This window comes from Klenkia sp. PcliD-1-E (genome assembly GCF_024124375.1).
GTDB lineage: Bacteria > Actinomycetota > Actinomycetes > Mycobacteriales > Geodermatophilaceae > Klenkia.
Genome location: NZ_JAMXRZ010000058.1, coordinates 1 through 26,488, shown reverse-complemented (window position 1 = coordinate 26,488; position 26,488 = coordinate 1). Strand labels below are relative to the sequence as shown.

At 74.5% G+C, this 26,488-nt stretch carries 26 protein-coding genes; 16 read left to right on the top strand and 10 right to left on the bottom strand.

Features of this window, described 5'->3' with window-relative positions; genetic code table 11:
* Positions 1-336: 336 nt before the first annotated feature.
* Positions 337-1,833, top strand: a complete 1,497-nt coding sequence (locus tag NH342_RS12980) for an MFS transporter (RefSeq protein ID WP_253015296.1) — start codon at positions 337-339, stop codon at positions 1,831-1,833.
* A gap of 28 nt (positions 1,834-1,861) precedes the next feature.
* Entirely contained in the window at positions 1,862-3,163 is a 1,302-nt protein-coding gene (locus NH342_RS12975) for an MFS transporter (RefSeq protein WP_253015295.1), read from the top strand.
* A gap of 1 nt (position 3,164) precedes the next feature.
* Here NH342_RS12975 and NH342_RS12970 read toward each other — a convergent pair whose 3' ends face one another.
* Positions 3,165-3,377: a hypothetical protein gene (locus tag NH342_RS12970; protein WP_091068885.1), complete on the bottom strand. Its 213-nt coding sequence runs from the start codon at positions 3,375-3,377 to the stop codon at positions 3,165-3,167.
* A gap of 165 nt (positions 3,378-3,542) precedes the next feature.
* On the bottom strand, positions 3,543-4,259 hold the full coding sequence (locus NH342_RS12965) for an SDR family oxidoreductase (RefSeq protein WP_253015294.1): 717 nt from the start codon (positions 4,257-4,259) through the stop codon (positions 3,543-3,545).
* 98 nt (positions 4,260-4,357) lie between these two features.
* Between NH342_RS12965 and NH342_RS12960 the strand changes: the two genes are divergently transcribed.
* Positions 4,358-5,197 carry a LysR family transcriptional regulator gene (locus tag NH342_RS12960; RefSeq protein WP_253015293.1) on the top strand — a complete coding sequence of 280 codons (840 nt, stop codon included), beginning with the start codon at positions 4,358-4,360 and terminating at the stop codon, positions 5,195-5,197.
* Positions 5,198-5,315: 118 nt separating this feature from the next.
* On the opposite strand, the gene NH342_RS24235 is transcribed toward NH342_RS12960, so the two are convergent.
* From NH342_RS24235 to NH342_RS12940, 4 genes are all read right to left on the bottom strand, one after another.
* A complete protein-coding gene (locus NH342_RS24235) occupies positions 5,316-6,914 on the bottom strand; it encodes a GMC family oxidoreductase (protein WP_253015292.1) in 1,599 nt (532 codons plus the stop codon).
* Positions 6,911-8,413, bottom strand: a complete 1,503-nt coding sequence (locus tag NH342_RS12950; RefSeq protein ID WP_253015291.1) for an aldehyde dehydrogenase family protein — start codon at positions 8,411-8,413, stop codon at positions 6,911-6,913. Before NH342_RS12950 ends, NH342_RS24235 begins: the two co-directional genes overlap by 4 nt.
* A 151-nt stretch (positions 8,414-8,564) precedes the next feature.
* Positions 8,565-8,933, bottom strand: a complete 369-nt coding sequence (locus tag NH342_RS12945; protein WP_253015297.1) for a hypothetical protein — start codon at positions 8,931-8,933, stop codon at positions 8,565-8,567.
* Positions 8,934-9,080: 147 nt separating this feature from the next.
* Positions 9,081-9,389 (bottom strand): hypothetical protein, encoded by a 309-nt coding sequence (locus tag NH342_RS12940; protein ID WP_253015290.1) that lies wholly within the window; start codon positions 9,387-9,389, stop codon positions 9,081-9,083.
* 67 nt (positions 9,390-9,456) lie between these two features.
* On the opposite strand from NH342_RS12940, the gene NH342_RS12935 reads away from it, so the two are divergent.
* From NH342_RS12935 to NH342_RS12895, 9 genes are all read left to right on the top strand, one after another.
* Positions 9,457-10,584: a 5-methyltetrahydropteroyltriglutamate--homocysteine S-methyltransferase gene (locus NH342_RS12935; protein WP_253015289.1), complete on the top strand. Its 1,128-nt coding sequence runs from the start codon at positions 9,457-9,459 to the stop codon at positions 10,582-10,584.
* 106 nt (positions 10,585-10,690) lie between these two features.
* The gene (locus NH342_RS12930; protein WP_253015288.1) at positions 10,691-11,014 is read left to right on the top strand and encodes an STAS domain-containing protein; all 324 of its coding nucleotides are present in this window, start codon (positions 10,691-10,693) and stop codon (positions 11,012-11,014) included.
* A gap of 30 nt (positions 11,015-11,044) precedes the next feature.
* On the top strand, positions 11,045-11,959 hold the full coding sequence (locus NH342_RS12925) for an alpha/beta hydrolase fold domain-containing protein (protein ID WP_253015287.1): 915 nt from the start codon (positions 11,045-11,047) through the stop codon (positions 11,957-11,959).
* A gap of 177 nt (positions 11,960-12,136) precedes the next feature.
* A complete protein-coding gene (locus NH342_RS12920) occupies positions 12,137-12,919 on the top strand; it encodes an ABC transporter ATP-binding protein (protein ID WP_253015286.1) in 783 nt (260 codons plus the stop codon).
* Entirely contained in the window at positions 12,916-13,743 is an 828-nt protein-coding gene (locus tag NH342_RS12915; protein WP_253015285.1) for an ABC transporter ATP-binding protein, read from the top strand. Before NH342_RS12920 ends, NH342_RS12915 begins: the two co-directional genes overlap by 4 nt.
* Positions 13,740-15,611, top strand: coding sequence for a long-chain fatty acid--CoA ligase (locus NH342_RS12910; protein ID WP_253015284.1), 1,872 nt, complete (start codon positions 13,740-13,742; stop codon positions 15,609-15,611). The genes NH342_RS12915 and NH342_RS12910 overlap by 4 nt, the downstream gene beginning before the upstream one ends.
* A complete protein-coding gene (locus NH342_RS12905) occupies positions 15,608-16,495 on the top strand; it encodes a branched-chain amino acid ABC transporter permease (RefSeq protein ID WP_253015283.1) in 888 nt (295 codons plus the stop codon). The genes NH342_RS12910 and NH342_RS12905 overlap by 4 nt, the downstream gene beginning before the upstream one ends.
* The gene (locus tag NH342_RS12900; protein WP_253015282.1) at positions 16,492-17,655 is read left to right on the top strand and encodes a branched-chain amino acid ABC transporter permease; all 1,164 of its coding nucleotides are present in this window, start codon (positions 16,492-16,494) and stop codon (positions 17,653-17,655) included. The genes NH342_RS12905 and NH342_RS12900 overlap by 4 nt, the downstream gene beginning before the upstream one ends.
* 72 nt (positions 17,656-17,727) lie before the next feature.
* Complete coding sequence (locus NH342_RS12895; protein WP_253015281.1) at positions 17,728-19,059, top strand: ABC transporter substrate-binding protein; 1,332 nt, start codon at positions 17,728-17,730, stop codon at positions 19,057-19,059.
* Positions 19,060-19,124: 65 nt separating this feature from the next.
* Here the strand turns inward: NH342_RS12895 and NH342_RS12890 are convergent, their stop codons facing one another.
* A complete protein-coding gene (locus tag NH342_RS12890) occupies positions 19,125-20,687 on the bottom strand; it encodes an ABC-F family ATP-binding cassette domain-containing protein (protein WP_253015280.1) in 1,563 nt (520 codons plus the stop codon).
* 151 nt (positions 20,688-20,838) lie between these two features.
* The gene (locus tag NH342_RS12885; RefSeq protein WP_253015279.1) at positions 20,839-22,098 is read right to left on the bottom strand and encodes an MFS transporter; all 1,260 of its coding nucleotides are present in this window, start codon (positions 22,096-22,098) and stop codon (positions 20,839-20,841) included.
* Positions 22,099-22,135: 37 nt separating this feature from the next.
* On the opposite strand from NH342_RS12885, the gene NH342_RS12880 reads away from it, so the two are divergent.
* The 3 genes from NH342_RS12880 (at position 22,136) to NH342_RS12870 (ending at position 24,160) form a co-directional block, all read left to right on the top strand.
* Positions 22,136-22,411 carry a hypothetical protein gene (locus tag NH342_RS12880; protein ID WP_253015278.1) on the top strand — a complete coding sequence of 92 codons (276 nt, stop codon included), beginning with the start codon at positions 22,136-22,138 and terminating at the stop codon, positions 22,409-22,411.
* Between the two features lie 102 nt (positions 22,412-22,513).
* Complete coding sequence (locus NH342_RS12875) at positions 22,514-23,716, top strand: HNH endonuclease signature motif containing protein (RefSeq protein ID WP_253015277.1); 1,203 nt, start codon at positions 22,514-22,516, stop codon at positions 23,714-23,716.
* 6 nt (positions 23,717-23,722) lie between these two features.
* Positions 23,723-24,160, top strand: a complete 438-nt coding sequence (locus tag NH342_RS12870) for a hypothetical protein (protein WP_253015276.1) — start codon at positions 23,723-23,725, stop codon at positions 24,158-24,160.
* A 147-nt stretch (positions 24,161-24,307) separates the two neighbouring features.
* Here NH342_RS12870 and NH342_RS12865 read toward each other — a convergent pair whose 3' ends face one another.
* Positions 24,308-25,228 (bottom strand): DUF1206 domain-containing protein, encoded by a 921-nt coding sequence (locus NH342_RS12865; RefSeq protein WP_253015275.1) that lies wholly within the window; start codon positions 25,226-25,228, stop codon positions 24,308-24,310.
* Positions 25,229-26,056, bottom strand: coding sequence for a DUF1206 domain-containing protein (locus NH342_RS12860; protein ID WP_253015274.1), 828 nt, complete (start codon positions 26,054-26,056; stop codon positions 25,229-25,231).
* Between the two features lie 101 nt (positions 26,057-26,157).
* Between NH342_RS12860 and NH342_RS12855 the strand changes: the two genes are divergently transcribed.
* On the top strand, positions 26,158-26,488 hold a 331-nt coding region (locus NH342_RS12855; protein WP_253015273.1), incomplete at its 3' end, for a hypothetical protein.

The window sequence follows — 26,488 nt, the reverse complement described above, 5'->3', positions numbered from 1 at the left end:
GCTGGTCGCGCGGCGGCGGGGTCGCGCGCCGGAGGGGGAGTCGGGGGAGTTCGTGGTCACGGGTGTCCTCACCGGAATGGTGGCCACCGTTCGTCGCCAGGGCGGGGCTCGTCCTCGAGCCGCACCGTCCGGTCGGACGTCGGGTCGCCGGCGCGCCAAGGTGGCGCTGCCTCTGCGCCGACGTCGGGTCCACCTGCTCCAGGACGAGCGGGGGGCGGCGCCGGTGATCCCCACTCTGCCACGCCCGGCCCGCCGTCCGGTCACCCGGCGGGGAGTCGGTGGTCACACAGGGACGTGCGGGAGTGACGGCGTCCGCGTCGGGTAGGACGGAGCCTCGTGACCGCGACCGACCGCCGACCGGCGTCGACCCAGGACGACTACGAGCCCGACCCGCGTCGCTGGCGCGCGCTGTCGGTGACGCTCGTGGCCGGGTTCATGACCCTGCTGGACGTCAGCATCGTCTCGGTCGCGCTGCCCTCGATGCGCGACGCGCTGGGCACCACCCCGGCCGGTGTCCAGTGGGTGGTCTCGGGCTACGCGCTGACCTTCGGGCTGGTGCTGGTCCCGGCGGGCCGGCTGGGCGACGCCTTCGGCCGGCGCCGGATCTTCCTGGTCGCGCTGGCCGCGTTCGTGCTCACCAGCGCCATGGCCGGGGCCGCGCCGACGATCGAGATGCTCGTGGCCGCCCGCCTGCTGCAGGGCGTGGCCGCCGGGTTCCTCGCCCCGCAGAACTCGGCGCTGATCCAGCAGCTGTTCCGCGGTGCCGAGCGCGGGAAGGCGTTCGGCCTGTTCGGCGCCACGGTCGGCCTGTCCACCGCCACCGGCCCGGTGGTCGGCGGGCTGCTCATCGGCGTGTTCGGCGAGGACCTCGGGTGGCGCACCATCTTCTTCGTCAACGTGCCCATCGGCGTGGTCGCCCTGGTGCTCGCCGCCCGGCTGCTCCCGAAGGGCCGGCCCTCGGGCACCACCACCGACATCGACGTCGTCGGCACGCTGCTGCTCGCGGTGGGCGCGGTCGCGGTGCTGCTGCCGCTCGTGCAGGCCGAGTCCGGTGGTCTGGCCCGGCTGTGGTGGCTGTTCCTGGTCGGCGCGGCGGTCATCGCGGCCTTCGTGCGGTGGGAGCGCCGGGTGGTCTCCCGCGGTCGGGAGCCGGTGTTCGACGTCCGGCTGCTGACCCGGACCCGGGGCTACGCGGCCGGGGTCGCCGTCGGCACCGTCTACTTCATCGGGTTCAGCGGCATCTGGCTGGTCTTCGCGCTGTACTTCCAGACCGGGCTGGGCTGGACCCCGCTGCACTCCGGTCTGTCGGTGGTGCCCTTCGCGATCGGCGCCGCCGGGTCGGCCGCGGTCGCCGGCCGGCTGGTCAGCCGGTTCGGCCGGCTGCTCACCGTCATCGGGCTGTCGGTGGTCTCGGCCGGGCTGCTGCTGACCGCGTTCCTCGTCGCCACCCTGGACCCCGGCACCCTGACCTGGGCGGTGCTGCCGGCGCTGTTCCTCGCGGGCCTGGGCGGCGGGTTCGTCATCAGCCCCAACATCACGCTGACCCTGCGCGACGTGCCGGTCCGGATGGCCGGGGCCGCCGGGGGAGGGCTGCAGACCACGCAGCGCTTCGGTGCGGCGCTGGGCTCCGCCGTCCTGCCGGGGCTGTTCTACGTCGTGCTCGGCGCAACCGGGCAGGACTACCCGACCGCGGCCGGGGTCGCGCTGGGCGTGGCGGTGCTCGGGGCCCTCGGGGCCCTGGCCATCGCGGTGCCGGACTGGCTGCGCGACCGCAGGGCCGACCGCGCCGACCGTGCCGAGCACGAGCACCACGGGCACGCCGTCCTGGACTGAGGGGCACCCCGGCGGGGATGCTCCCGCGGTGACCACCGCGACTCGGCGCCGCCTGCACCCGGCCTGGTGGGTCGCCGCGGTGACCTTCCTGGCCCTCGTCGGCGCGGCGGCGTTCCGGGCCGTGCCGGGCGTGCTGATCGAGCCGCTGCAGGCCGAGTTCGGCTGGTCCACCTCGACCATCTCGGCCGCCGTCGGGCTGAACATGGCGCTGTACGGGCTGACCGCCCCGTTCGCCGCTGCGCTGATGGAGCGGTTCGGCATCCGGCGGGTGGTGGTCAGCGCGCTGCTGGTGGTCGCGGTCGGCTCCGGGCTGACGGTGTTCATGACCGCGCCGTGGCAGCTGGTGCTGTGCTGGGGCCTGCTGGTGGGGCTGGGCACCGGGTCGATGGCGATGTCGCTGGTCGCCACGGTGACCGGCCGGTGGTTCGTCGCCCGCCGTGGCCTGGTCTCCGGCGTCCTCACCGCGGGCGGGGCGGCCGGGCAGCTGGTCTTCCTGCCGGTGGTCGCGACGATCTCGGCCGCGCACGGCTGGCGCCCGGCGGCGCTGGGGACGACGGCGGCCGCGCTCGCCGTCGTCCCGCTGGTGGCCTGGTGGCTGCGCGACCGGCCCAGCGACGTCGGCGCGGTGCCCTACGGCGGGACGGCGGCCGACGAGCCCCCGCGCAGCACCGGCAACGCGGCGCGCACGGCGCTGGCGGGGTTGGCGCTGGCCGCGCGCACCCGGGTGTTCTGGCTGCTCGCCGCCGGGTTCGCCATCTGCGGGGCGACCACCAACGGGCTCGTGCAGCCGCACTTCATCCCGGCTGCGCACGACCACGGCATGCCGGTCACCACCGCGGCGTCGCTGCTGGCGCTGGTCGGGCTGTTCGACATCGCCGGCACGATCGCCTCGGGCTGGCTCACCGACCGGGTCGACCCCCGGTTGCTGCTGCTGGCCTACTACTCGCTGCGCGGGCTGTCGCTGTTCCTGCTGCCACCGCTGTTCGGCAGCGACCTGCAGGCCTCGATGATCGCGTTCATCGTCTTCTACGGCCTGGACTGGGTGGCCACCGTGCCGCCCACGCTGGCCCTGTGCCGCCAGCACTTCGGCGCCCGCGCACCCGTGGTGTTCGGCTGGGTCTTCGCCAGCCATCAGCTCGGGTCGGCGGCCGCGGCGTACTCCGCCGGCGTGGTCCGCGACGTGACGGGCAGCTACGACGGCGCCTGGTACGGCGCCGCGCTGCTGTGCCTGGTGGCTGCCGGCCTGTCGATCGCGATCCGGCGGGGCCGGCCCGCCGCCGCCCCCGTCGCGGAGGAGGCGGCCGCGGCCGACGCGGTCGTGCGGGGGTAGTTCAGCGCCGGCCGCTGCGGCGGGCCTCCCGGCGGGCACCCCGGCGACGGGAGTCGATGAACTGCCCGCCCTGCCGCAGGGCCTTGGTCAGCGTGGTCTGCCCCGTCCGGCGCTCGAGCGAGTCACCGACCCGCTGCAGCAGCTTGGCCAGCAGCGGCGCGCCGACGCTCAGCAGCAGCCACATGCGCAGGCGACGGGTCAGGAACAGCCACACGGGGAGCCTCCAGGGGTCGGGGACTGCCCATGCTCCCGTCCGCCGCCCGGTTCCGCTCGGCGTGGATCAGCTGGGACGACGGATGTGCATCCTCCGCCACCGACATCGGTACGGGAGGATGCACGCTGCTCGTCGGAGCTGATCCACGCCGCGCGGCAGCGGTGGTCACCAGGGCACGGGCCCGTCGTCGTCGGAGTAGGTGCCGGTCGGCCCGCCGTCGGGCAGCGTCGCCAGCCGGATCGCGCTCCGCGCACCCTCGGCCGGGGTGCGGGTGCCGCGGTGGCCGTTGAGGTCGGTGGCCACGAAGCCCGGGCACATCATGTTGACCAGGATCGGCGTGTCCGCGAGCTCCTTCGCGTACTGCAGGGTCACCGCGTTCAGGTAGGTCTTGGACGGCGAGTAGGCCGCCGAGAGCGGGCCGGTGCTGCCGTCGTCGGCCGCCTGCCGGGTCAGCGACCCCACCCCGCTGGACACGTTCACGATCCGCGGGGACGGCGAGCGGCGCAGCATCGGCAGCACCGCGTTGGTCAGCCGGATCACGCCCCACACGTTGACCTCGACGGCGGTGCGGACGGCGTCCATGTCGACCCTGCTCGGCGTCTGCTCGCCGCCGCCGGTCACGCCGGCGTTGTTGACCAGCACGTCCAGCCCGCCGCGTTCCTCGAGCAGGGCCGCGGCGGCGGCCACGCTCGCGTCGTCGGTGACGTCCAGCGGCACGCCGAAGGCGTCCACCCCCTCGGCCCGCAGCCGGGCCACGGCCTCCTCCCGCCGCGTGTCGTCGCGGGCGCCCACGCCCACCGCCCAGCCCAGTCGGCCCAGCCCGGCCGCGATCTCGTACCCGATGCCCTTGTTCGCGCCCGTCACGAGCGCCGTCGTCGTCATGCCCGTCAGCGTCGTCCCGGTTCGCCGTGCCGGGCCAACACCGATCGGGTGCCCGGCGATACCCGCCAGGTATCGGTGCAGGCGTAGCGTCGGTCGGCGTGGAGACCCGGGAGCTGCGGTACTTCGTCGCGGTCGCCGAGGAGCTGCACTTCGGGCGGGCCGCTCAGCGCCTGGGCATGGCGCAGCCGCCGCTGTCCCGGGCGGTGGCGCAGCTCGAGCGGCGGCTGGGCACCCCGCTGCTGACCCGCTCCAGCCGGTCGGTCGCGCTCACCCCGGCCGGGGAGGTGCTGCTGGCCGAGGGCCGCGCCGCCCTGGCCGCGGTCGAGGCCGCCGAGCGCCGCACCCGCCGGGCCGGCGCGGTGGACCGCCCGGGCGTGGTGCTGGCGGTGAAGGCCGGCGCGTCGGCGGAGCTGCTGGCCAAGCTGCTGGACGCCTACGCCGCCGAGCCGGGGTCGGCACCGGTGGAGGTGCTGCTGTGCGCGGTCGGCGAGCAGGGGCCGGTGCTGCGCGACGGCCGGGCGGACGTCGCCCTGCTGCACCTGCCCTTCGACACCCTCGCCGGCCTGGACGCCGAGGAGCTCGGCACGGAGGGCCAGGTCGCCGTCCTGCCCGCCGGGCACGCGCTCACCGGGCGCACCGACGTGTCCCTGGCCGACCTCGACGACCTGCCCGGGCTGCCGGCACCGCGGTGGACCGGACCCGGCGGGCGGCCCGACGGCCCGGGGCCCGAGGTGCGCGACCACGCCCAGCTGCTGCAGCTGGTGCAGCTGGGCCGCACGTACACGGTGCTGCCGGAGTCGGTGCGCGCCCAGCTGCCCGAGGGCGTGGTCACCGTGCCGGTCCGCGACGCCCCGCGGGTGACCACGGTCATCGCCTGGCCGCCGCACAGCCGCTCCCGCCCCGTCGCCGACCTCGTGCGGACGGCGCTGCGTCTCTGACGCGCTGCTCCGGGTCTCCGACGCGCTGCTCCGGCCCGGGTCGACCCACCGCGGCGCCCCTCGACCCGTGCTGCGGCGCGGAGCAACGGGCGCCCGCGCGGGTCGACCCGGGCGGAGGTCAGGCCATCGCAGAGACGGCGCCGAGCTCCGCGCGCACGATGTCCGACGCACGCTCGGCCACCATGATCGTCGGTGCGTTGGTGTTGCCGCGGACCAGCGTCGGCATCACCGAGGCGTCGACCACCCGCAGGCCCTCGATGCCGTGCACGCGCAGCTGCGGGTCGACCACCGCGAGGTCGTCGGTGCCCATCCGGCAGGAGGACACCGGGTGGTACAGCGACTCGAGGGTGTCGCGCACCGCCTGCCGCAGGTCCGCGCGGGTGGAGACCGTGCCGCCGGGCGACCACTCCTCGGCCAGCACCCGCGACAGCGGGCCCACCCCGGCGATCTCCCGGGTCTTCTCCACCCCGGTGACCAGGGCCTCGAGGTCGCGGTCGTCGGTGAGGTAGCCGGCGTCTATGGCCGGGGCCCACGTGGGGTCGGCCGAACGGAGCCGCACCGACCCCCGGGACTCCACCCGCACCAGCACGGCGCAGGCGGTGAAGGCGTCGACGTCGGGGTCGACCCGGGCCTGCTGCCAGTACTTCACCGGCAGGAAGTGGAACTGCAGGTCGGGCTCGGGCAGCGCGTCGTCGGACCGGGTGAACAGGCCGGCCTCGGCGAGGTTGGAGGTCAGCGGCCCGCGCCGGGCGCCGAACCACTGCGCGTACCCCGAGGGCGACTCGCCGCGGAACAGCGACCTGCCCTCCCGGACGTGCCAGATGGTGGGGACCAGCGGGTGGTCCTGCAGGCCCTCGCCCACCCCGGGCAGGTCGTGCACGACGTCGACGCCGACCGAGCGCAGGTGGTCGGCCGGGCCGATGCCGGACAGCTGCAGGATCTGCGGGCTGCCGACCGCGCCGGCCGAGAGCACCACCTGGTCGGCGTGCACCTGCTCGACCCGGCCGTCGGCGACGTACTCGATGCCGGTGGCGCGGTCGCCGTCGAGCAGCACGCGGGTGACGTGCGAGCCGGTGCGCACGGTCAGGTTCGGCCGGCCCTCGGCGGGGTGCAGGTAGGCGTCCGCAGCCGACCATCGCCGCCCGCGGCGCTGGGTGACCTGGTAGAGCCCGGCGCCCTCCTGCCGGACGCCGTTGAAGTCGGGGTTGCGCGGGTAGCCGGCGGCGACGGCGGACTCGACGACGGCGCGGCTCCACGGGTGCGGGGAGCGCAGGTCCTCCACGCGCAGCGGGCCGCCGGTGCCGTGGAAGGCGTCGGCACCGCGGGCGTTGTCCTCCATCCGTCGGAAGACCGGGAGCACCGAGGTGTAGGACCAGCCGGGGTCGCCGGTGAGCTGCGCCCACTCGTCGTAGTCGGCGGCCGCACCGCGGATGTAGATCATCGCGTTGTTCGAGCTGCAGCCGCCGAGCATCTTCCCGCGCGGCCAGAAGACCCGGCGGTCGGCGGCGGCGGGCTGCGGCTCGGTCGTGTAGTTCCAGTCGCGGCGGGTGCGGAAGGTCTTGTACAGCGCCGCCGGGATCTGCACCTCGAGCACGCGGTCGGAGCCGCCGGCCTCCAGCAGCAGCACCCGCAGCGACGGGTCCTCGGTGAGCCGGGCGGCCAGGGCGCAGCCGGCACTGCCCGCCCCGACGACGACGACGTCGAACCCGCCGATCACCGGTGGCGTCCGTGCACCAGGCCCATGACGCGGGCCAGGGCGTCGGCCGCCTTCTCCGGCCGCGCGAAGCTCATCAGCGGCACCGGCAGCGCGAACCGCTGCCGGGTGATGGCCTTGGCGCGGGTGAACTCGCGCAGCCCGTCCTCGCCGTGGATCCGCCCGAACCCGCTGTCGCCCACACCGCCGAAGGGCAGCGCCGGGACGCTGGCGAAGGTGATCACCGAGTTGATGCTGGTCATGCCGCTGCGCATCCGGCGGGCGAGGTCCATGCCGCGCTTCGCAGAGCCGGTGAACACCGACCCGCCCAGGCCCAGCGTCGTCCCGTTGGCGAGCTCGAGGGCCTGCTCGGCGTCGGCGACCTCGGTGATGGTGATCGTGGGACCGAAGGTCTCCTCCTGCACCGCCGCCGAGGACTCCGGGACGCCGAGCAGGACGGTGGGGGCGACGAAGCCGTCGGTGATCGTGCCGCCGGTGGCCGCGCGACCGCCCGTGGCGGTGGCGTCGTCCAGGTGCCGCCGGACGACGTCGGTCTGGGAGGGCATGGTCATCGGGCCGTAGGAGGCGGCCTCGTCGGACCCCGGGCGGAGGCCCGCCACCCGCTCGGTGACCGCGGCGACGAAGGCGTCGTGCACGGCCGCGGTGGCGTAGACCCGCTCGATGCCGATGCAGGTCTGCCCCGCGTTGCTCATCGCACCCCAGACGGCGGCGTCCGCGGCGGCCGCCACGTCGGCGTCGTCGTCCACGATCATCGCGTCCTTGCCGCCGCACTCCATGAGCACCGGGGTGAGGGTCTCGGCGCAGGCGGCCATGACCTTCCTCCCGGTCGCGGCGGAGCCGGTGAAGGCGAGCTTGCCGACGCCGGCGCGGCACAGCGCCGCCCCGGTCTCCCCGAGGCCGGTGACGACCTGCAGGGCGTCGGGCACGTCGGGGACGGCGGCCGCCCAGGCCTCGGCGAGCCACAGGCCGATCGCCGGGGTGAACTCGCTGGGCTTGAACACCACGGCGTTGCCGGCGGCGAGGGCGTAGGCGATGGAGCCCATCGGGGTGAAGACGGGGTAGTTCCACGGGCCGATGACGCCGACCACGCCCAGCGGCTGGTACTCCAGCACGGCCTGGTGGTTGGCGGCGAGCAGGCCGGGGTTGACGCTGCGGGGGCCGAGGGTCCTCTTCGCGTGCGCGCCGGCCCAGGCCAGGTGGTCGACGGCGAGGGTGATCTCCAGCAGCGCGTCCGCGTGCGGCTTGCCGTTCTCCCGGTGCACCAGGTCGGCGAGCTCGTGCATCCGGCGGGCCAGGTAGCCCCGGTAGGCCGCCAGCCGGGTGCGGCGTCCGGCGAAGCCCAGCGCGGCCCAGGTGGTGGCGGCGTCGCGGGCGCGGGCCACGGCGGCGGCCACGTCGTCGGGGGTGTGCACCGGCAGCTCGGCGACGAGCGCGCCGTTGGCCGGGTCGGTGGAGCGGAAGGTGCCCGCGGCGGCGGTGCCGAGGTCCTCGACAACAGACATGCGGAGGACCCTACCCGCGGGTAACAGATGGATGTGACCGAAGGTTGCACACATCTCCGCCGGTGGTGATCATCGCCATCCGCAGGCCGGACGCGCGGGTGGACGGGGGTCCGAGCTGCGGATGACGATGATCAACCGCGGGGGGTGGGGGTCAGAACCAGCGGGGTGCGGCCTGGGCGCCCGCGTGCCCGCGGGTGGTGGGCTTGCCGCCCCCCGCCCGGGCCCGGCCGGCCCGCGGGACGTCCTCCAGGCGGAGCCAGGTGGCGTGCAGGGACAGCCACTGGCCGGGGGTGAGCGCGTCGGCCCGGGCGGTGGGCGGCAGGCCCTCCGCACGCAACCAGCGCACGCCCTCGACACCGGGCAGCTGACCGCGCAGCACGGCACCGAGGGCCCTGCCGGACCCGGCGGTGACGGCGTGCGCGAGCCGGTCGAAGCCCTCGCGCTGGTCCTCGGGCAGGGTCGCGCGGGCGGTGCCGGCGGCGGAGCCGGGGGTGGAGTCGGCGGCGGGGGGACGGGTCATGGGGACCTCCGGACGGGGGTGGTCCGGGCAGGGCTGTGCTGCTGCCCGGTCGGTCGGGCGAGGGGTTTGGCCGGGATCGCGGAGGAGCTCAGCCGAACAGCAGCAGGGAACCCATGGCGGGGACGGTAGGGCGCACCCGCCGGCACGTCACCCGGTTTTCCCCGGCCCCTTCGCGGCCTCGCGCGCGGCCCGGCGGGCCTTGCCGGCCTCCCACCGCTCGCGGTCCTTGGCCCGCTTGCCGGCGTTCGCCTCGTACTTGGACTTGCGACGCCGGGCGCGGGCCATCTCCCGCTCCTCGAACGTGGTGCCCTCGCCCCACTGGCTGGCCAGGTGCCCGACCACCACCAGCACACCGCCGAACAGCAGCACCGCGCTGCCCAGGATCGGGTCCAGGAAGAACGCCCCGACGGTGGCCAGCACCCAGACCAGGGCACCGACCTGCACGCGCTTGCTCATGCCGTGGAGTATCCGCGCGGTGCCTGTGCGCCGGGCGGTACCCGGCGCGGTGGGCCAGGATCGGGGGATGAACGCCCCCACCCCGGACGGCCCACCGTTCCGCGCCGACCACGTCGGCAGCCTGCTCCGCCCACCGCACCTGCTGGAGGCCCGCGCCCGGTTCGCGGCCGGCGAGCTGGACGCCGCGGGGCTGCGCGCGGTCGAGGACGAGGCCATCGACGAGGTGGTGCGCCTGCAGGCCGACGTCGGGCTGCACACCGCCACCGACGGGGAGTTCCGCCGGGCCTCGTGGCACATGGACTTCATCCACTCGATCGGCGGCATCGAGAAGGTGCAGGAGAACATCACCGTCCACTTCCGCAACGCCGACGGCTCGCTGGACTTCACCCCGGCCGGGCTGCGGGTCACCGGCCCGCTGTCGATCGACGAGCCGGTCTTCGCCGACGACTTCGCCCACCTGCAGGGCGCGGTGCAGCCGGAGCAGACGGCCAAGCTGACCATCCCCTCGCCGTCGATGGTCCACTACCGCGGCGGCGCTGCGGCCGTGGACCCGGCGGTCTACCCCGACGAGGACTCGTTCTGGGACGCCCTCTCGGCGGCCTACCGCCAGCAGGTGCAGGGCATCGCCGCGCAGGGCTGCCGGTACCTGCAGCTGGACGACACGTCGCTGGCCTACCTCAACGACCCCGCCCAGCGGGCCCAGCTGGCCACCCAGGGCCGGGACGCCGAGCACCAGCACGAGCGCTACATCGCCCAGATCAACGCCGCCCTCGCCGGCCGGCCCGACGACCTCACGGTCACCACCCACCTGTGCCGCGGCAACTTCCGCTCCTCCTGGGCGGCCGAGGGCAGCTACGACTTCGTCGCCGAGGCGCTGTTCGGCGGCCTGGAGGTCGACGGTTTCTTCCTGGAGTTCGACGACGAGCGCTCCGGCGGGTTCGAGCCGCTGCGCTTCGTGCCGCCGGGCAAGCGCGTCGTCCTGGGCCTGGTCACCACCAAGCGGCCCGAGCTGGAGAGCGCCGACGACCTCAAGCGGCGCATCGACGAGGCGGCCCGGTACGTGCCGCTGGAGCAGCTGGCGCTCTCCCCGCAGTGCGGGTTCTCCTCCACGGTCGAGGGCAACGCGCTGACCCGGGAGGACCAGGTCGCCAAGCTCGAGCTCGTGGTGCAGGTCGCCGCCCAGGTGTGGGGCTGATCGGTCGCGCACCACTGGACACGGAACGTCGCCGTCCCGTAACTTGCCGCGTGGCGGTCGAGACCACGGTCGCCGGCCCGTCCCCGTCGCCCCGAGACGAGTGCCCATGTCGGCAGCCCTGTCCTCCCCGCCCCTCCGCATCGTCGTCACCGACCCGGTGGACGGCGTCGTGCGCGTGACCGTGGCCGGGGAGGTCGACACGCTCAGCGCCGACGAGCTGCGCACCGCGCTGAGCGGTGCGCTGGCCGGGCCCGGGGTGTGCGCGCTGGTCGTCGACCTGACCGCGGTGCCCTTCCTCGCCGTCCCCGGTCTGCGCCCGCTGCTGGAGGCCCGGGCGTCGGCCGAGGCGTCGGGCCGGTCGCTGGGCGTGCTGGCCGCCGGTGGCGGTGGGGTGGACCGGCTGCTGCACCGGGCGGGCTTCGGGACCTGACCGGCCCCCGGACCCGGCAGGATGCGCAGGATGGCGACGCTGCCCCCGGACCTGACCACCCTGGCCGACCAGCTCGGCCCGCTGCTGTCCCCGCCGGCCCGGGAGGTCGGGCTGGAGGCGGCCCGGGAGCGGTTCGACCGGCTGCTCGCCCGCGGCCTGGCCGGCGCCCCCGACGTCCCGGTGTCGCGGGTCGACCTGGGCGGCGGGCTGGCCGCCGACCGGTACGCCCCGCCCGGCGCGGGCGGGGCGACGGTGGTGTTCCTGCACGGCGGGGGCTGGACGCTGGGGACGGCGGCCTCCTACGGCGGGCTGGCTGCGCGGCTGGCGGCCGGCCTGTCCGCCGTCGTCCTCGCCGTGGAGTTCCGGCGGGCACCCGAGCACCCGTTCCCGGCCGCGGTCGAGGACGCCGTCGCGGCCGTCCGCTGGGCGCTCGCGGAGGCCGCCGACCCCGACCGGGTGGTGGTGGCCGGGGACAGCGGTGGCGGCAACCTCGCCGCGGTTGCCTGCCAGCAGCTGCGCGCGGCCGGTGGCCCCCAGCCGGCGGCCCAGCTGCTGCTCTACCCGTCGGTGGCCGCGGGCGCCGACTGGCCCTCGGTGGACGCGTGGGGCACCAGCCCGTTCCTGTCGCTGTCGGACATGGGCTTCTACACGCGCAGCTACCTCCCGCGCGGGGTGCCGCTCACCGACCCGCGGATCAGCCCGCTGGAGGCCGCGGACCTGGCCGGGCTGCCGCCGGCGCTGCTGGTCACCGCCGAGCTGGACGCGCTGCGCGACTCCGGCCGGGCCTACGCGGCGGCGCTCGCCGGCGCGGGGGTGCCGGTGACCGCGCTCGACCTGCCCGGGGTGCCGCACGGGTTCGCACACCTGGTCGCCCTGCACGAGGGCTGCGCGGCCGCCCTGGACCGGGTGCTGACGGCCGCCCGCGGGCTGTCCGTGTTCGGCTGAACCGAACGCCGGGCCCCTTCGATCACGGGCGCATAACGAAACACCCCTCCGGATGCCGGAACGCCTCAACGCTCTTCCCCGCCCCACAGCTGGCACCTAGTGTCCCGGATCACGCGATGTCCGTGATCTGGCTCACGGACGTTGACCGGTGCAACCTCCAGCGACGAAGGGCGGCACGTGCTCGCAGTCAGCAACCTCGAGGTCGTCTACGACGACGTCGTGCTGGTGCTCCGGGGGGTGAGCCTCGAGGTGCCCGACGGGACGATCGTGGGCCTCCTGGGTGCCAACGGCGCCGGCAAGACGACCCTGCTCCGGGCGCTGTCCGGCCTCCTGGACATCCACCACGGCGCGGTCACCCGCGGCCAGATCACCCTCGACGGCGAGCGGATCGACCACCTGGACCCCCAGCAGGTCGTGGCGCGCGGCATCAGCCAGGTGCTGGAGGGTCGGCGGGTGTTCGGCGAGTTCTCCGTCGAGGAGAACCTCCGCGTCGGCGCGCACACCCGCCCCCGGGACCGGGCGGCCAACCTGGAGCGGGTCTACGACCTGTTCCCCCGGCTGCTGGAGCGGCGCACGCAGGCCGCGGGCTACCTCTCCGGTGGCGAGCAGCAGATGCTCGCGATGGGCCGGGCGATGATGAGCTCCCCGCGCTACCTGCTGCTCGACGAGCCCAGCCTGGGCCTCGCGCCGCAGCTGGTCGGCAGCATCCGCGACCTGATCAGCCAGATCAACGAGCAGGGGACGACGGTGCTGCTGGTGGAGCAGAACGCCTCCATGGCGCTGTCGATCTCCGACCACGGCTACGTGCTGGAGAACGGCCGGGTCGTGATGGACAAGCCCGCGCAGGAGCTGCTCGACGACTCCGACATCCAGGAGTTCTACCTGGGCCTGGGTGGCGAGGGCGAGCGCAGCTTCCGCGACGTCAAGCACTACAAGCGGCGGAAGAGGTGGCTCTCGTGACGCACGCGGCGTCGGCACCGGTCCTCGAGGTCGAGGGCGTCACCCTGCGGTTCAAGGGCGTCACCGCGATCAACGGGGCGACCTTCACCGTCGGCGAGCGCGAGCTGTTCGCCATCATCGGCCCCAACGGCGCCGGCAAGACCTCGGTGTTCAACGTGCTGTCGGGGGTCTACCGGCCGCAGGAGGGCTCGGTCCGCTTCCGGGGCGAGGACATCCTCGGCCGGCGGCCCAACAAGATCGCCGCCCTGGGCATGGCGCGGACGTTCCAGAACATCGAGCTGTTCGAGAACCTCACCGTCGTCGACAACCTGATGCTCGGCCGCGCGCACCGGGTGCGGTACGGCATGTTCGCCGCGATGGCCTGGCTGGGCCCGGCCAGGAAGAGCGAGCTGGCCGACCGCGCCGCCGTCGAGGAGATCGTCGACTTCCTGGAGCTGGAGTCCTACCGGCGCTTCCCGGTCGGCCTGCTGCCCTACGGCGTGCAGAAGCGGGTGGAGCTGGGCCGGGCGCTGGCCATGGAGCCCACGCTGCTGCTGCTCGACGAGCCGGTGGCCGGGATGAACCTCGAGGAGGTCGAGGACATGGCCCGCTTCATCCTCGACATCCGCGACGAGCTGGGCATCTCGATCCTGATGGTCGAGCACGACATGGGCCTGGTCATGGACCTGGCCGACCGGATCATGGCCGTCGACTTCGGCGTCCCGATCACCACCGGCACCCCGGCCGAGGTCCAGCGGCACCCGGACGTGATCAAGGCCTACCTGGGCGAGGACCACGACACCGGTGGCCGGCGCAAGAAGAAGACCGAGGGGACGCCGGCATGACCACCACGACCGAGCCGAGCACGCAGGGCACCGCGACCACCACGGTGGTCACCCGGGTCCGCGACCGCGCCCGCGACACCCCCACCGGGGTGGCGATGCGGTCCAAGGAGAAGGGCCTGTGGCGCGAGACGTCCTGGTCGCAGTACTGGGACGACGTCCTGGACGTCGCGCACGCCTACCTCGACCTGGGCATCGCCCGCGGCGACCGGGTGGCCATCCAGTCGGAGAACCGCCAGGAGTGGCTGGTCGCCGACCTCGCCGCGGTCGCCGTCGGCGCGGTGACCGTCGGGCTCTACCCGACCAACCCGCCGGCCGAGGTCGTGCACGTGCTGCGCGACTCCGGCGCGCGGCTGCTGGTCGCCGAGGACCAGGAGCAGCTGGACAAGGCGCTGGAGGTCTCCGCCGAGCTGCCCGCCCTGGAGCACCTGGTCTACCTCGAGCCCCGCGGCATCCGCGGTCGCTACACCGACGGCCGGTTGCTGTTCTGGGAGGACCTGCTGGCCCGGGGCCGCGCGCACCGCGCCGCGCACCCGGGCGCGGTCGAGCAGGCGATGGCGCAGACCCGGACCGGCGACCTGATGACGCTGATCTACACGTCGGGGACGACGGGGGCGCCCAAGGGCGCCATGCTCACCGTCGGCAACGTCGAGGCCACCGTCGCCGCCCTCACCGGCCCGGCCGGGCTGCTGGACCCGCCCGCCGGCCCCAAGGACCTGTCCCTGTCCTACCTGCCGCTGTGCCACGTCGCGGAGCGGATCTTCACCACCTGGAACAACGCCGCCACCGGCATCCAGGTCAACTTCGCCGAGTCCATCGACACCGTCCCGGAGAACCTGCGGGAGATCCAGCCGACCTTCTTCTTCGCCGTCCCGCGGATCTGGGAGAAGCTGCTGGCCACGGTGCAGGTCAAGCAGTCGGCGGCCAGCACGCTCAAGCGCAACGCCGGCAACCTGGGGCTGGCGCTCTCGGCGAAGGTCGCGACGGCGATGGAGGCCAACGGCGGCAAGCACACCGCAGGTAGCCGGGTGCTGCACGGCATCGCCTGGGTGCTGGTGGTCCGCGCGCTGCGCGACCGGCTCGGGCTGCGCCGGGTGCGCTGGGCCGGCTGCGGGGCGGCGCCGGTCTCGGTCGACGTGCTCCGGTTCTTCATGGGCATCGGCGTCCCGGTCCACGAGGTCTACGGGATGACCGAGAACACCGCCTCGGCCACCGCCAACCGGCCCGGCCGGATCCGGCTGGGCACGGTGGGGGAGCCGCACGACTCGGTCGAGCTGCGCATCGACGAGACCACCGGCGAGGTGCTCACCCGCGGGCCGGCGACCTTCGCCGGCTACTGGAACCGGCCCGACGCCACCGCCGAGGCGGTGGACGCCGACGGCTGGCTGCACACCGGCGACGTCGGGGTGCTCGAGGACGGCCGGCTGCGGATCACCGACCGGATGAAGGACATCATGATCACCGCCGGCGGCAAGAACGTCGCGCCGTCGGAGATCGAGAACGCCGTCAAGGTCTCGCCCCTGGTCAAGGAGTGCGTGGTCATCGGCGACCGGCGCCCGTTCCTGACCGCGCTGATCGGCATCGAGCCCGACACGGTCGGGGACTGGGCGCAGAAGCAGCGGATCGCCTTCACCACCTACCGGGACCTCACCGAACGGGTGGAGGTGCGCGAGCTGGTGCAGGGCATCGTCGACGGCGTCAACGCCGGCCTGAACCCGGTCGAGCAGATCAAGACCTTCCGGCTGCTGCCCAAGCTCCTCGACCACGAGGACGGCGAGCTCACCGCCACCCAGAAGGTGCGCCGGTCGGCACTGGCCGAGCGCTACGCCCCCCTCGTCGAGTCGATGTACAGCAAGGGAGCCCGCTCGTGAGGGACGTCCTGCTGACCACGGTGCGCGGGCTGGGCTTCGGCTCGGTCTACGCGCTCCTGGCCGTCAGCTTCGTGATCATCTACAAGTCCTCGAAGGTGATCAGCTTCGCCCAGCCGGCGCTGATGCTGGCCGGCGCGGTGCTGGTCAGCTACCTGGCCGGCCCGGTCGGGTTCTACCTCGCCGTCCCGCTCGCCGCGGTCGCCATCGGCATGCTCGGGTGGGGCCTGGAGCGGACCACGATCCGGCCGATGATCGGCCGGCCGGTGTTCGTCGTCGCGATCATCACCCTGGGCCTGGACATCGCCATCCGGGTCGTGGTCAACGTCTTCATCGGGCCCGACGTGCGCAACGTCGGCGACCCGTGGGGCCTGTCCACCGTCGACGTGCTGGGCCTGCCGGTGCAGGAGCGCTACATCGCCATGGCCGTCGTCCTGCTGGTCGTCGGGGCCGGGCTGTTCGCCTTCTTCCGGTACAGCCGCTACGGGCTGGCGATGCGGGCCTCCTCGCTGGACCAGGAGACCGCACTGGTCCAGGGCGTGCCGGTCGGGTCGATGACCGCGCTGGCCTGGGCGATGGCCGCCGGGATCGCGGCGGTCGCCGGGGCCTTCGTGGGTGCCGGCGGCGGGGTCGACCAGTCGACGTGGGTGATCGCGCTCAAGGCGCTGCCGGCGATCATCATCGGCGGCCTGGACTCCATCGGCGGTGCCGTCGTCGGCGGCCTGCTGGTCGGGCTGGTCGAGAGCTTCTTCGCCACCTACCAGGGCGAGTACCTGCCCTTCCTCGGCCAGAACTTCTCGCTGGTCTCGCCGTACGTGCTGCTGCTGGTCGTCCTGCTCGTGCGCCCCTACGGGCTGTTCGGCACCCGAGAGGTGGAACGCGTGTGACCGCCGTCCGAGAACCGTCGAAGTCCTCGGAGCCGGCCGAGGCGAAGGGACGCCGGCCGCTGGGCCGGCCGATGCTCTACACCTCCTACGGCCAGGACATGGCGCTGCTCAACACCGGCGCCAAGAAGGTCGCCGTCCTGGTGCTGCTGGCGGTCGGGGTGTTCCTGCCGTTCCTGCTCGAGGACGACCTGCTGCGGCTGCTGGCCACCGGCTGCGTGCTGGCCATCGGCGCGATCGGGCTGAACCTGGTCACCGGGTACGCCGGGCAGGTCAGCCTGGGGCACGCGTTCTTCATCGGCATCGGCGCCTACACCGCCGCGGTCGTCTCCGGGGACCCCGACGACGACCGGCTGTACGGGTTCGGCATCACGTTCCTGCCGGTGTGGTTGCTGGCCGGCGGCCTGGTCGCCGCACTCGTCGGGTTCGTCGTGGCGCCGCTGGCCAGCCGGCTGCGCGGGCTCTACCTGGCGATCGTGACCCTGGGCCTGGTCTTCCTGGGCACCCACATCTGGAACGAGTGGGACGCCGTCACCGGCGGCATCGGGGTGGGCCGCCCGGCCGCGGACCCGGTGCTGTTCGGGGTGGACCTGTCCCGACGCACCGAGGTGTTCAGCGCCGACCAGCAGCTGTACCTGCTGATGTTCGTGCTGCTGTGCGTGTTCGCGCTGCTGGGCCGCAACATCGCCCGCTCGGCGATGGGCCGCAGTTTCGCCGCCGTCCGCGACCGCGACATCGCCGCGGAGGTGACCGGGGTCGACGTCCGCAAGGTCAAGCGGCGGGCGTTCGTGATCAGCGGGTTCTACGCCGGCTGCGCCGGTGCCCTGCTGTTCTCCATCACCGGGTACCTGGACCCCTCCAGCTTCGGCCTGCTGCTGTCGGTGCAGTTCGTGGCGATGGTGCTGATCGGCGGGGTGTCGACGATCTCCGGGTCGATCATGGGCGCCTTCTTCATCGCGCTGCTGCCCCGGCTCACCCGCGAGCTGCCGGAGTACCTGCCGTTCCTGTCCTCCTCGGCGACGCAGACGCCCAACGTCTTCCAGGTGGAGACGTTGCTCTACGGCCTGCTGATCGTCGCGTTCCTGCTGCTGGAACCCCGCGGCCTGTTCGGCCTGTGGATCCGGATCCGCAACTACTGGAAGGCCTGGCCCTTCTCCTACTAGATCTCCCGCCCGGCGACGACGCCGGGTGGGTCGCCCGAACCGGCGATCGCCGGCATGGAGGGAGCACCACTGATGAGCAGCACACGGACGCGACGGCGGGTCGCGGCGGCCGGTCTGGCCGGCCTCGCGGTCTTCGCCGCGGGCTGCCGCGGCGGCGGGGAGGACCCGGCCGACGGCGGCGGCAGCAGTGACGGCGGCATCGCCACCGATGTCGGTGTCACCAGCGACCCGTGCCCCGAGGCGGTGAACCCGGACAACGGCTGCATCTACCTGGGCACGCTGTCCGACCTCACCGTCGGCCCGTTCGCCCCGGCCGGTCCGGTCATCGTCGCCGGCCAGGAGGCGTTCTGGCAGCGCGTCAACGAGGACGGCGGCATCGGCGGCTACGACATCAACGTCACCGAGTACGTGCGGGACAACCAGTACAACCCGCAGGTCACCAACCAGGTCTACCAGGAGATCAAGCCCGACATCCTGGCCCTGGCCCAGACCCTCGGCTCGCCCCCCACCGCGGCCATCGTCGAGGACCTGGAGGCCGAGAACATCGTCGCCGCCCCGGCCGGGTGGACCTCGCTCTACCTGTTCCAGGACGCCATCCTGGAGTCCGGCCCGACCTACTGCGCCGAGGCCATGAACGGCGTCGACTACGCGGTGGAGAACAACGGCGCCGAGTCGGTCATGGCGGTGCACTACGCCGGTGACTACGGCGGCGACGCCGCGGCCGGCGCCAAGGTGGCCGCCGACGCCAACGGCATCGAGTTCACCAACGTGGAGACCACCGCCGGCACCGACAACCAGGCCTCGGCCATCGCCGCGATCCGCGACCAGCAGCCCGACGTCGTGATCATCTCGACCGGCCCGGCCGACATGGCCACGATCGTCGGCCAGTCGGTGGCGCAGGGCTTCACCGGCCGCTTCCTCGGCTCCTCGCCGACCTGGAACGTCGCGCTGCTGCAGAGCCCGGCCGCGCCGGCGCTGCAGGCGTCCTACCAGCTGCTCGGCCCGTGGGCCCCGTTCGACGCCGACACCCCCGGCCACGAGGCGATGCGCGCCGCGGCCGAGGCGTCGGGCACCAGCCCGAACGAGTTCTTCACCTCGGGCTGGGTGTGGTCCTACCCGCTGAAGGCCGCGCTCGAGGCGGCGGCGGAGAACGGTGACCTGACCCGTCAGGGCCTCTACGAGGCCGCATCGGGCCTGTCCTCGGTGGACTACGAGGGCATGCTGCCCGAGGGCTCCGGGGACTACGCGGACGGCGCGGACTCCGCCGCCGTCCGGGTGACCCAGCTGTCCAGCCCCGACCCGAACGCCTCGACCGGCATCACCGTCGCCGAGGCCGACCTCGAGGGCTCGACCGCGCAGGGCTACGAGTTCACCGGCCCCTGCTACGAGGACGTCGAGCTCTGACGCCCTGAGCACCCCGGCGACGGCCGGTCACCCCTCGGGGTGGCCGGCCGTCGTCGTGGGTGGGGTCAGCCCAGCGCCAACCGCGGCCAGTCGGCGAGGTCGCGCAGCAACTGACGGTCGTGGGTGGCGACGACGACGGCGGCCCCCGTGCCGCGCAGCGCGGCGGTGAGCTCGTCGACCAGCGCCGCCGACAGGTGGTTGGTCGGCTCGTCGAGCAGCAGCAGGTCCGGCCGCGCGCCCAGGACGACGGCCAGGTCGAGCCGTCGGCGTTGTCCCTCTGACAGCCGCCCGGCCGGGGTGCGCAGCGCTTCCGCATCCAGCAGGCCGGCGGCCGGGGCGCCGTCCAGCAGCTGGTGCACGGTGGCGTCGGCGGGCAGCTGGTCGGACTCCTGCGCGAGCACCCCGACCCGGACGCCCTCGTGCCGGTCCACCCGTCCCGACGTCGGGTCCAGCCGGCCGGCGAGGACGGCGAGCAGCGTGGACTTGCCGGCCCCGTTGCCACCGCTGACCACCAGCCGGTCAGCCGCGGCGAGCGCCAGGTCCACCGGCCGGCGCACCCGCCCGGCGACGACCACCCTCTCGACGGTGAGCAGCGGTGACCCGGGCCGGGGCGCGAGGTCGGGGAACCGCAGCGGTACCGGCGGGGGAGGCGCGGTGACGCGGTGCGCGGCGAGCGCCTCCTGGTCGCGGCGCAGCGCCTGCACGACACCGGGGGCGTGCGACTGCCGCTGGTGCTTGCCGGTGCCCTTGTCCGGGCGCCAGCCGGTGGACAGCCGGCCGCGGGCCCGGTCGACGGCGGCGGCCAGCCGCTGCTGCCCGGCCACCTGGTCGGCGTGCGCCTGCGCCCAGGCCTCCCGCTCGCGGCGTCGTCCCTCCTGCCAGTCGGCGTAGCCGCCGACGCGCAGCCCGGCGGTGCCGTCGCGGCTCGGGTCGAGGTCGAGGAAGGACGTCGCGGTGTCGGCCAGGAGCGCCCGGTCGTGGCTGACCAGCACCCAGCCGCCGGGGGCGTCGCGCAGCCGGTCGGTGAGGAAGTCCAGGCCCGCCGCGTCGAGGTGGTTGGTGGGTTCGTCGAGCAGCAGCAGGTCGTGGTGCGCACCGAGCAGGCAGGCCAGCCGGACCCGGTACCGCTGGCCCACCGACAGCGTGGCGAGCGCGCGCCCCCGGTCGGTGCAGGCGCCGAGGGCTTCGAGGGCGACGTCGAGCCGCCGTCCGGCGTCCCAGGCGTCGAGGCGGGTGGCCCGGTCCAGGGCGTCGGCGTAGCGGTCCGCGGCGCCGTCCACCCCGTCGGCGAGCTCGGCGGTGGCCCGGTCGAGGTCGCGCAGGGCCCGGACGGAGGCAGCCGCGGCTGCGGTGGTCAGGTCACCGACGGTCGCGCCGGGGGCGACCGGCATGTCCTGCCGGGCGAGGCCGAGGGTGCCGGCGCGGTGCACCGCGCCCTCGTCGGGGGCCAGCAGCCCGGCGAGGACGTGCAGCAGGGTGGTCTTGCCCCGGCCGTTCTCGCCCACGACGGCCAGCCGCGAGCGGGTGGTCAGGGTGAGGGAGAGGTCGCGCAGGAGGGGCCGCCCGCCCCGGGTGACCGAGACGTGCTCGGCGCGCAGCTGGGCGGTCGGGGTGGGGGTGGTGGGCATGCGTCTGCTCCGGAGGTCGTCCTGGAGCCGGGCAGCACGGGCGGCCGCCCGGCGGTGGCCGGGACGGCGGGCAGGGGTCCTGCGGGAGGTCCGGGTGCGCCGCCGTCAGCGGCGGGACCACGGCCTCGCGGGGGAGCAGTGCACGTCCCGATCATCCGGCCTGGTGCAACCCTTTTCCCGGCCGGGCGGCGGGCAGCTCGTCAGCGTGCCGGAACCCTGACCGGGCGAGCGCCAGGGAGGACACGGCGATGACCGCCGCGGCGGCGACCAGCGCGACCCGCGGGGAGGTGGCCAGCGCCAGCGCGCCGCCGGCCGGGGCGCCCACGATGACCGCGGCCCGGTTCAGCGAGCGCATGGTCGCGTTGGTGCGGCCCTGCAGCCGGTCGGGGGTGACGGCCTGCCGGTGCGACATCTCGAAGGGCCCCTCGACGCCCATGCCGAACCCGAACAGCAGCTGGGCGACCACCACCCCGAGCAGCGCCGGGCCGGGCAGCTGCGGCAGGACGACGAGCAGCAGCACCCCGGCTGCCTCGACGAGCCGCCCGCCGACGACGGTGCCCGGCCCGCCCGTCCGCCGTCCGACCCGGTCGGCGGCCGAGGTGCCGAGCAGGGTGCCCGCGCCGGCGGCCGCCGTCGCGGTGCCGAGGCCGAACGCGCCGACGTCGAGGACGGTGAGCAGGTAGGTCACCGTGACGGTGCCGATCGCGGCGTTGGCCACGAACCAGACGTGGGTGCCGAGCGCGAGCGGCCGCAGCGTGGGGTGCCGGTAGACCCACCGCACGCCCTCCCGGAGCTCGGCGAGCATGGCCCGCCGGGGCGCCCGGGCCGGCCGCGGGTCGTGCAGCGGCGTGGCGAGCACGAGGCCCGCGGAGACCAGGTGGCCGACGGCGCCGACCAGCAGCGCGAGCGGCGCCCCGGCGGCGGCGAGCGCGCCGCCGACCAGCGGACCGACGCCCTGGGCGGCGGCGTCGCCCTGCTGCAGCCAGGTGTTGGCGCGGCCCAGCCCGGCCGTACCGACGAGACGGGGGAGGAAGGACTGCTGGGCGGCGTCGCCCACGACCGACGCCAGACCGAACGCGCCGACCAGTGCGGTCAACACGGGCAGGGTGAGGACGCCGAGCGCGGCCAGCAGCGGGACGACGCCGAGCACCGCGGCCCGGGCGAGGTCGGCGCCGGCCAGCAGCGGACGGCGGCGGACCCGGTCGGCGAGCACCCCGGCGACCAGGCCGACCAGCAGGTAGGGCGCCCACCGGGCGGCGTTCACCCAGCCCAGGTCCAGCGCCGTCCCGCCGAGCTCGACCTCCACCAGCACGCCGATGGCGACGGTGGTCGCGTACGCGCCCAACCCGGTGACGGTCGAGGCGGTCCAGAACCGACCGAACCCGTGCGGGGTCGCGGTCCGGTCGCTCATGGCCCCGACCCTGCCCGACCGGTGGCACTGTCACGACATGGGTGCACCGGTCGACCGCTGGGCCCGCCGGTTCCGAGCCCGGGTGGATGCGTCTGCCCGGGGCCGGGAAAGGACGCCGACGGCGCTTCACCTCCGCGAGCTGCACACGACGCTGTTCCTGGCCTGGCTCTGCCTGGGGACGGCCTGCCTGCTCGCGGTCGCCGCTGTCGTGGCCGGTGTCCCGTGGTGGACGCCGGCCGTCCTCGCCATGGCTGCCGCATCCTTCGCCCGGGCGCACCGGGTGGCCCGCCGGCCTGGCGGGCCGCCGTCCTGACCGGCACGCTCCGCGGTTGCCGAATCACGCATCTGACCTGGCCTTTCGCCTCGGGTGGCGGTACGCTTCGAACACGTGATCGAACGGGCGGGAGGTGTGGCGATGACCGTTCTGGATGCTCCCCTGGATCTGGACGAGGTCGAGGACCTGCACCGGCTGCCTGCTTCCGACGTGCTGGAGCTGCTGGCCGGGCTGGTCGTGGAGCGCAACCGACTCGATGCCCAGATCGCGGGCGTGGTGCGGCACGCCGAACTCACCCAGGCGGTGGAGCACGACGGGTTGTCCTCGGTGCGGTCCTGGTTGATCGGGCACCAGCGGATCTCGGCGGCAGATGCGTCGCGGATGGTGCGGGTGGGCCGGGTCGTGGAGCACTTCCCGCTCCTGGCCCAGCGGTTCGCCGAGGGGTCGGTGACCGCCGCGCAGATGGACGTCGTGGCGTCCGCGGTCGGTGACCGGCAGCGGGCTGCGGCCGAGGAGCAGGGCATCGACCTGCGGTTGTTCGACCGGGTGTGGGCCGAGGTGGCCACCGTGTCGTCGCACAAGGCGCTGGTCACGGCGGTGAACGCGTTCCTGGAGGCGCTGGAGCCCGACGGTGTGGAGCCTGACCCCGTGGAGCAGCGGTCGTTGACGATGACCACCCACGCGGACGGCACCGTGACCGGGCACTTCGAGCTCGACGCCGTCGGCGGGGAGAAGGTGAAGACCGCCATCGAGTCCACCGTGCAGGCCGACCGCCCCGAGGGGGACCGGCGCACCCGGGCCCAGCGGCAGGGTGGCGCCCTGGTGCAGCTGGCCGACAACGCCCTGGCCGGAGGCGAGCTGCCGGTGCTGCGGACGGTGAAGCCGCACGTCGTGGTCACCATCGCCGCCGACGACCTCGTCACGGACGGCACCGGTCCGGCGACCGCCACGATGGGTTTCGGGGCCGTCATCTCCGCCGCACGGGCCCGCTGGTTGGCCTGCGACTCGGCGGTCACGCGCATCGTCATGGGGCCCGACGGCACACCGTTGGACGTGGGCCGTACCCATCGCGTGGTCACCCCTGCCCTGCGCCGGGCCGTGGTGGCCAGGGACAAGGAGTGCGTGTTCGCCGGGTGCGGGGCGCCGCACCACTGGGCCGAGGTGCACCACCTGGTGCACTGGGCGCACGGCGGCGAGACCTCGCTGGCCAACTCCGCGCTGCTGTGCGAACCCCACCACACCCAGGTCCACCACGGTTTCCGCGTCGAGCGCGATCCCGGGGGCCGATGGCGCACCTACCGCCCCGACGACACCGAGATCCTCATCGGCCCACGCATCGTGTGACCCGTCATGATCGACGGCGTGGCGCCGGGCGGGGACGTGTGGTCGGCGGTCGCCCAGGTCGTCGTCGCCGTGGTGCTGGCGGTCGTGTTCCATCGGCTACGGGACGAGCACGTGCTGGCCGAGAACGCACATCTGGTGTTCCCGCCGGCGCTCGCCGTCGGGTACGTGCTCGCCGTGGCCGCAGGCTGGGCGCTGAACGTCTGGGTGCTCGTGCAGGCCGCCCGGGGTGACCTGGGGCCCGGGACGACGGCTCCCGCGAACGGCGTCGACGTGCTGCTGGCGCTCACCTGGTTCGCGCTTGCGGCCCTCGTCTGGGTACGGCTGAACCGGGCCGACGCCGAGCTGCACGGCCCGGTCGCCGGTCTCGGTCGGTTCCTCCGGGTGGGGATCGGTACCGCGGTGCCGTCCGCGCTGCGGAGCCTGCGGCGCCCCGCCGGCGGGTGAGGGTGGCCGCTCGGTCACCCCGCAGGATGCGGTCGCGGCGTGCGGTGACCGGATGGCATCGGGGTGACCGGATCGCCGCGCGCCGATCGGGTTCCCGCGGGGCGACTGGTCGCGGCGCTCGGTGAGCGGTGCCGGGGGAGGACGGGATCAGGTGGCCGGGTCGCGGTCGGGGTAGCGGGCGCGGGCCAGGGCGTAGACGCCGAACGCGGCGAAGCCGACCGCCACCGCGGTGAGCAGCCACTGGCCGGCCGGTGCGGCGCCGATCGTGTTCAGTGCGCCGTCCAGGCCGGTCGCCGTCGAGATGTCCTTGGTGAGCGCGGCGAAGACGACCAGCCCCCCGGCGACGGCGAACGCCACCGACTTGGCCAGGTAGCCGACCCGGCCCAGCGACCCGATCACCGGTTCGTACCGGTCGGGCGCGGCGGCCAGGTCGATGTCCTTCATGAACCCGGCCGTCCAGCCGCGCCAGGCCAGGTAGCACCCCACGCCCACCACGACCAGACCGCCGAGGACCAGCAGCGCCGCGCCGCCGGGGACGTCCAGCAGCTCGTCGGTGAGGTCCTGGGTGCTCTCGGTGGCGTCGTAGCGCGCCCCGACGGCGAACACCAGCGCCACCACCGCCAGCGCGCCGTAGACCACGGCCTTCGCCAGGCACTTGGCGCAGACGAACCCCGCGTGCAGCCGGCGGTCGGGGTGCAGCAGCCCGGTCCACCACCGCAGCACCTCACCGGCCTGCCACACGGCCAGCGACAGCAGCCCCAGACCGATCACCCACAGCAGCACCAGCCCGCCGGGGGAATCCGACACCATCTGCAGCGCCCCGGCCTGGTCGGCGTCATCGGCGGCCGGGTCGATCCGCCAGGCGACGGTGAACGCCAGCCACCCGATCAACAGGTGCACCAGGCCGTAGGCGACGAGACCGACCTGGGCCAGCCGCTCCAGCCACGGGTGGTCGGTGACCTCCCGGGCGCGGTCGGCCGCCGCGTGCGCGCGCTCCAACCAGCTGTCGGGGATGCGGCCGACCACCCGGTCCAGCGCCCGGGTGACGGCAGGGGGCAGCGTGACCACTCAGGTGCGCTGCGGGTAGCGCGCGCGGAAGAAGCAGAAGACCCCGAACGCCGCGATGCCCAGCGCCACCAGCGTGAGCAGCACCTGCCCGAAGGGCGCCTGCAGGATCGTGTGCATGGCGCCGTCCAGCCCGGTCGCCTTCGACGGGTCGAACGTGATCGCCGCGTAGGCCAGCAGCCCGCCGCCGACGACGAACGCCGCCCCCTTCGCCACGTAGCCCACCTGGCCCAGCCGCTCGACCACGCGCAGCTGCCCCGGGGACGCCGAGGACGTGTCGATCTCCTTCAGGAACTTCTTCTTCGCGCCCTTGACCACCTGGTAGACGCCGACGCCGATCACCACCAGGCCGGCCACGCCGACGAGGAAGCGGCCACCCGGCAGGCCGAACACCCCGGACGTCGCCTGCTGCTGCTGGCCCGAGGACGAGGACCCCCCACCCGTGGCGAAGCGCAGGGCGCTGACCGCCAGGGCGGTGTAGACCACGGCCTTGGCGACGCTCTTCACGACCCCCTCGACGGCGTGCTTCTTCGCGTCGCCCGACCCGGACAGCCCGCCGTAGAAGCGCAGCAGCTCACCCAGCTGCCACAGCGCCAGGGCGATCAGCCCGAGGCCGAGCACCCACAGCAACGGCGTGCCGAACGGCTCCTGGGCCAGCGTGGCCAGCGCGCCGGACTGGTCGGCCGAGCCGCTGCCCCCGCCCCAGGCCAGCTGCAGGGCCAGCCAGGCGATCAGCAGGTGGACCACGCCGTAGGCGACCAGCCCTACCCGGGCGACGTTCTCCAACGCGTCCGACCTGCTCACGCGGGCGGCGGTCTCGTGGGCGCTCATGGGGAGTCCTCCGGACGTCGTGTCGTTGCTGTGTGCACCCCGTGCGGCGAGGGTGGCACAGCCGAACCGGTTCCGCCGGGCGGATGGGGGACACTGGTCCGGTGACGAGCGCTGCCACCTCCACCCCTGTCCCGGCTCCCGAGCAGGCCCGCCGGTCCTGGCCGTGGACGGCCCTGCAGGGCGCCGTGCTGGTGGCGCTCGCGGTGGTCGGCGTGCTCGTCGCCGACACCGGTGTCCGCGTGATGCTGGCCGGCGTCGGGGTCCTCGCGCTGCTGCGCGGGGTCGGCACGCTGCGCGCTGCCCGCGCCGGGGCCGTGGACCGGTCGGTCGCCGCGCTGGGCGCCGGCGCGGTGTGGCTGGGCGCGGTGGCGGTCGGGCTGGCGCTGTTCCCCGCGGTCGTCGCTGCCTGGACCTGCGTCGTGGCCCTCGACG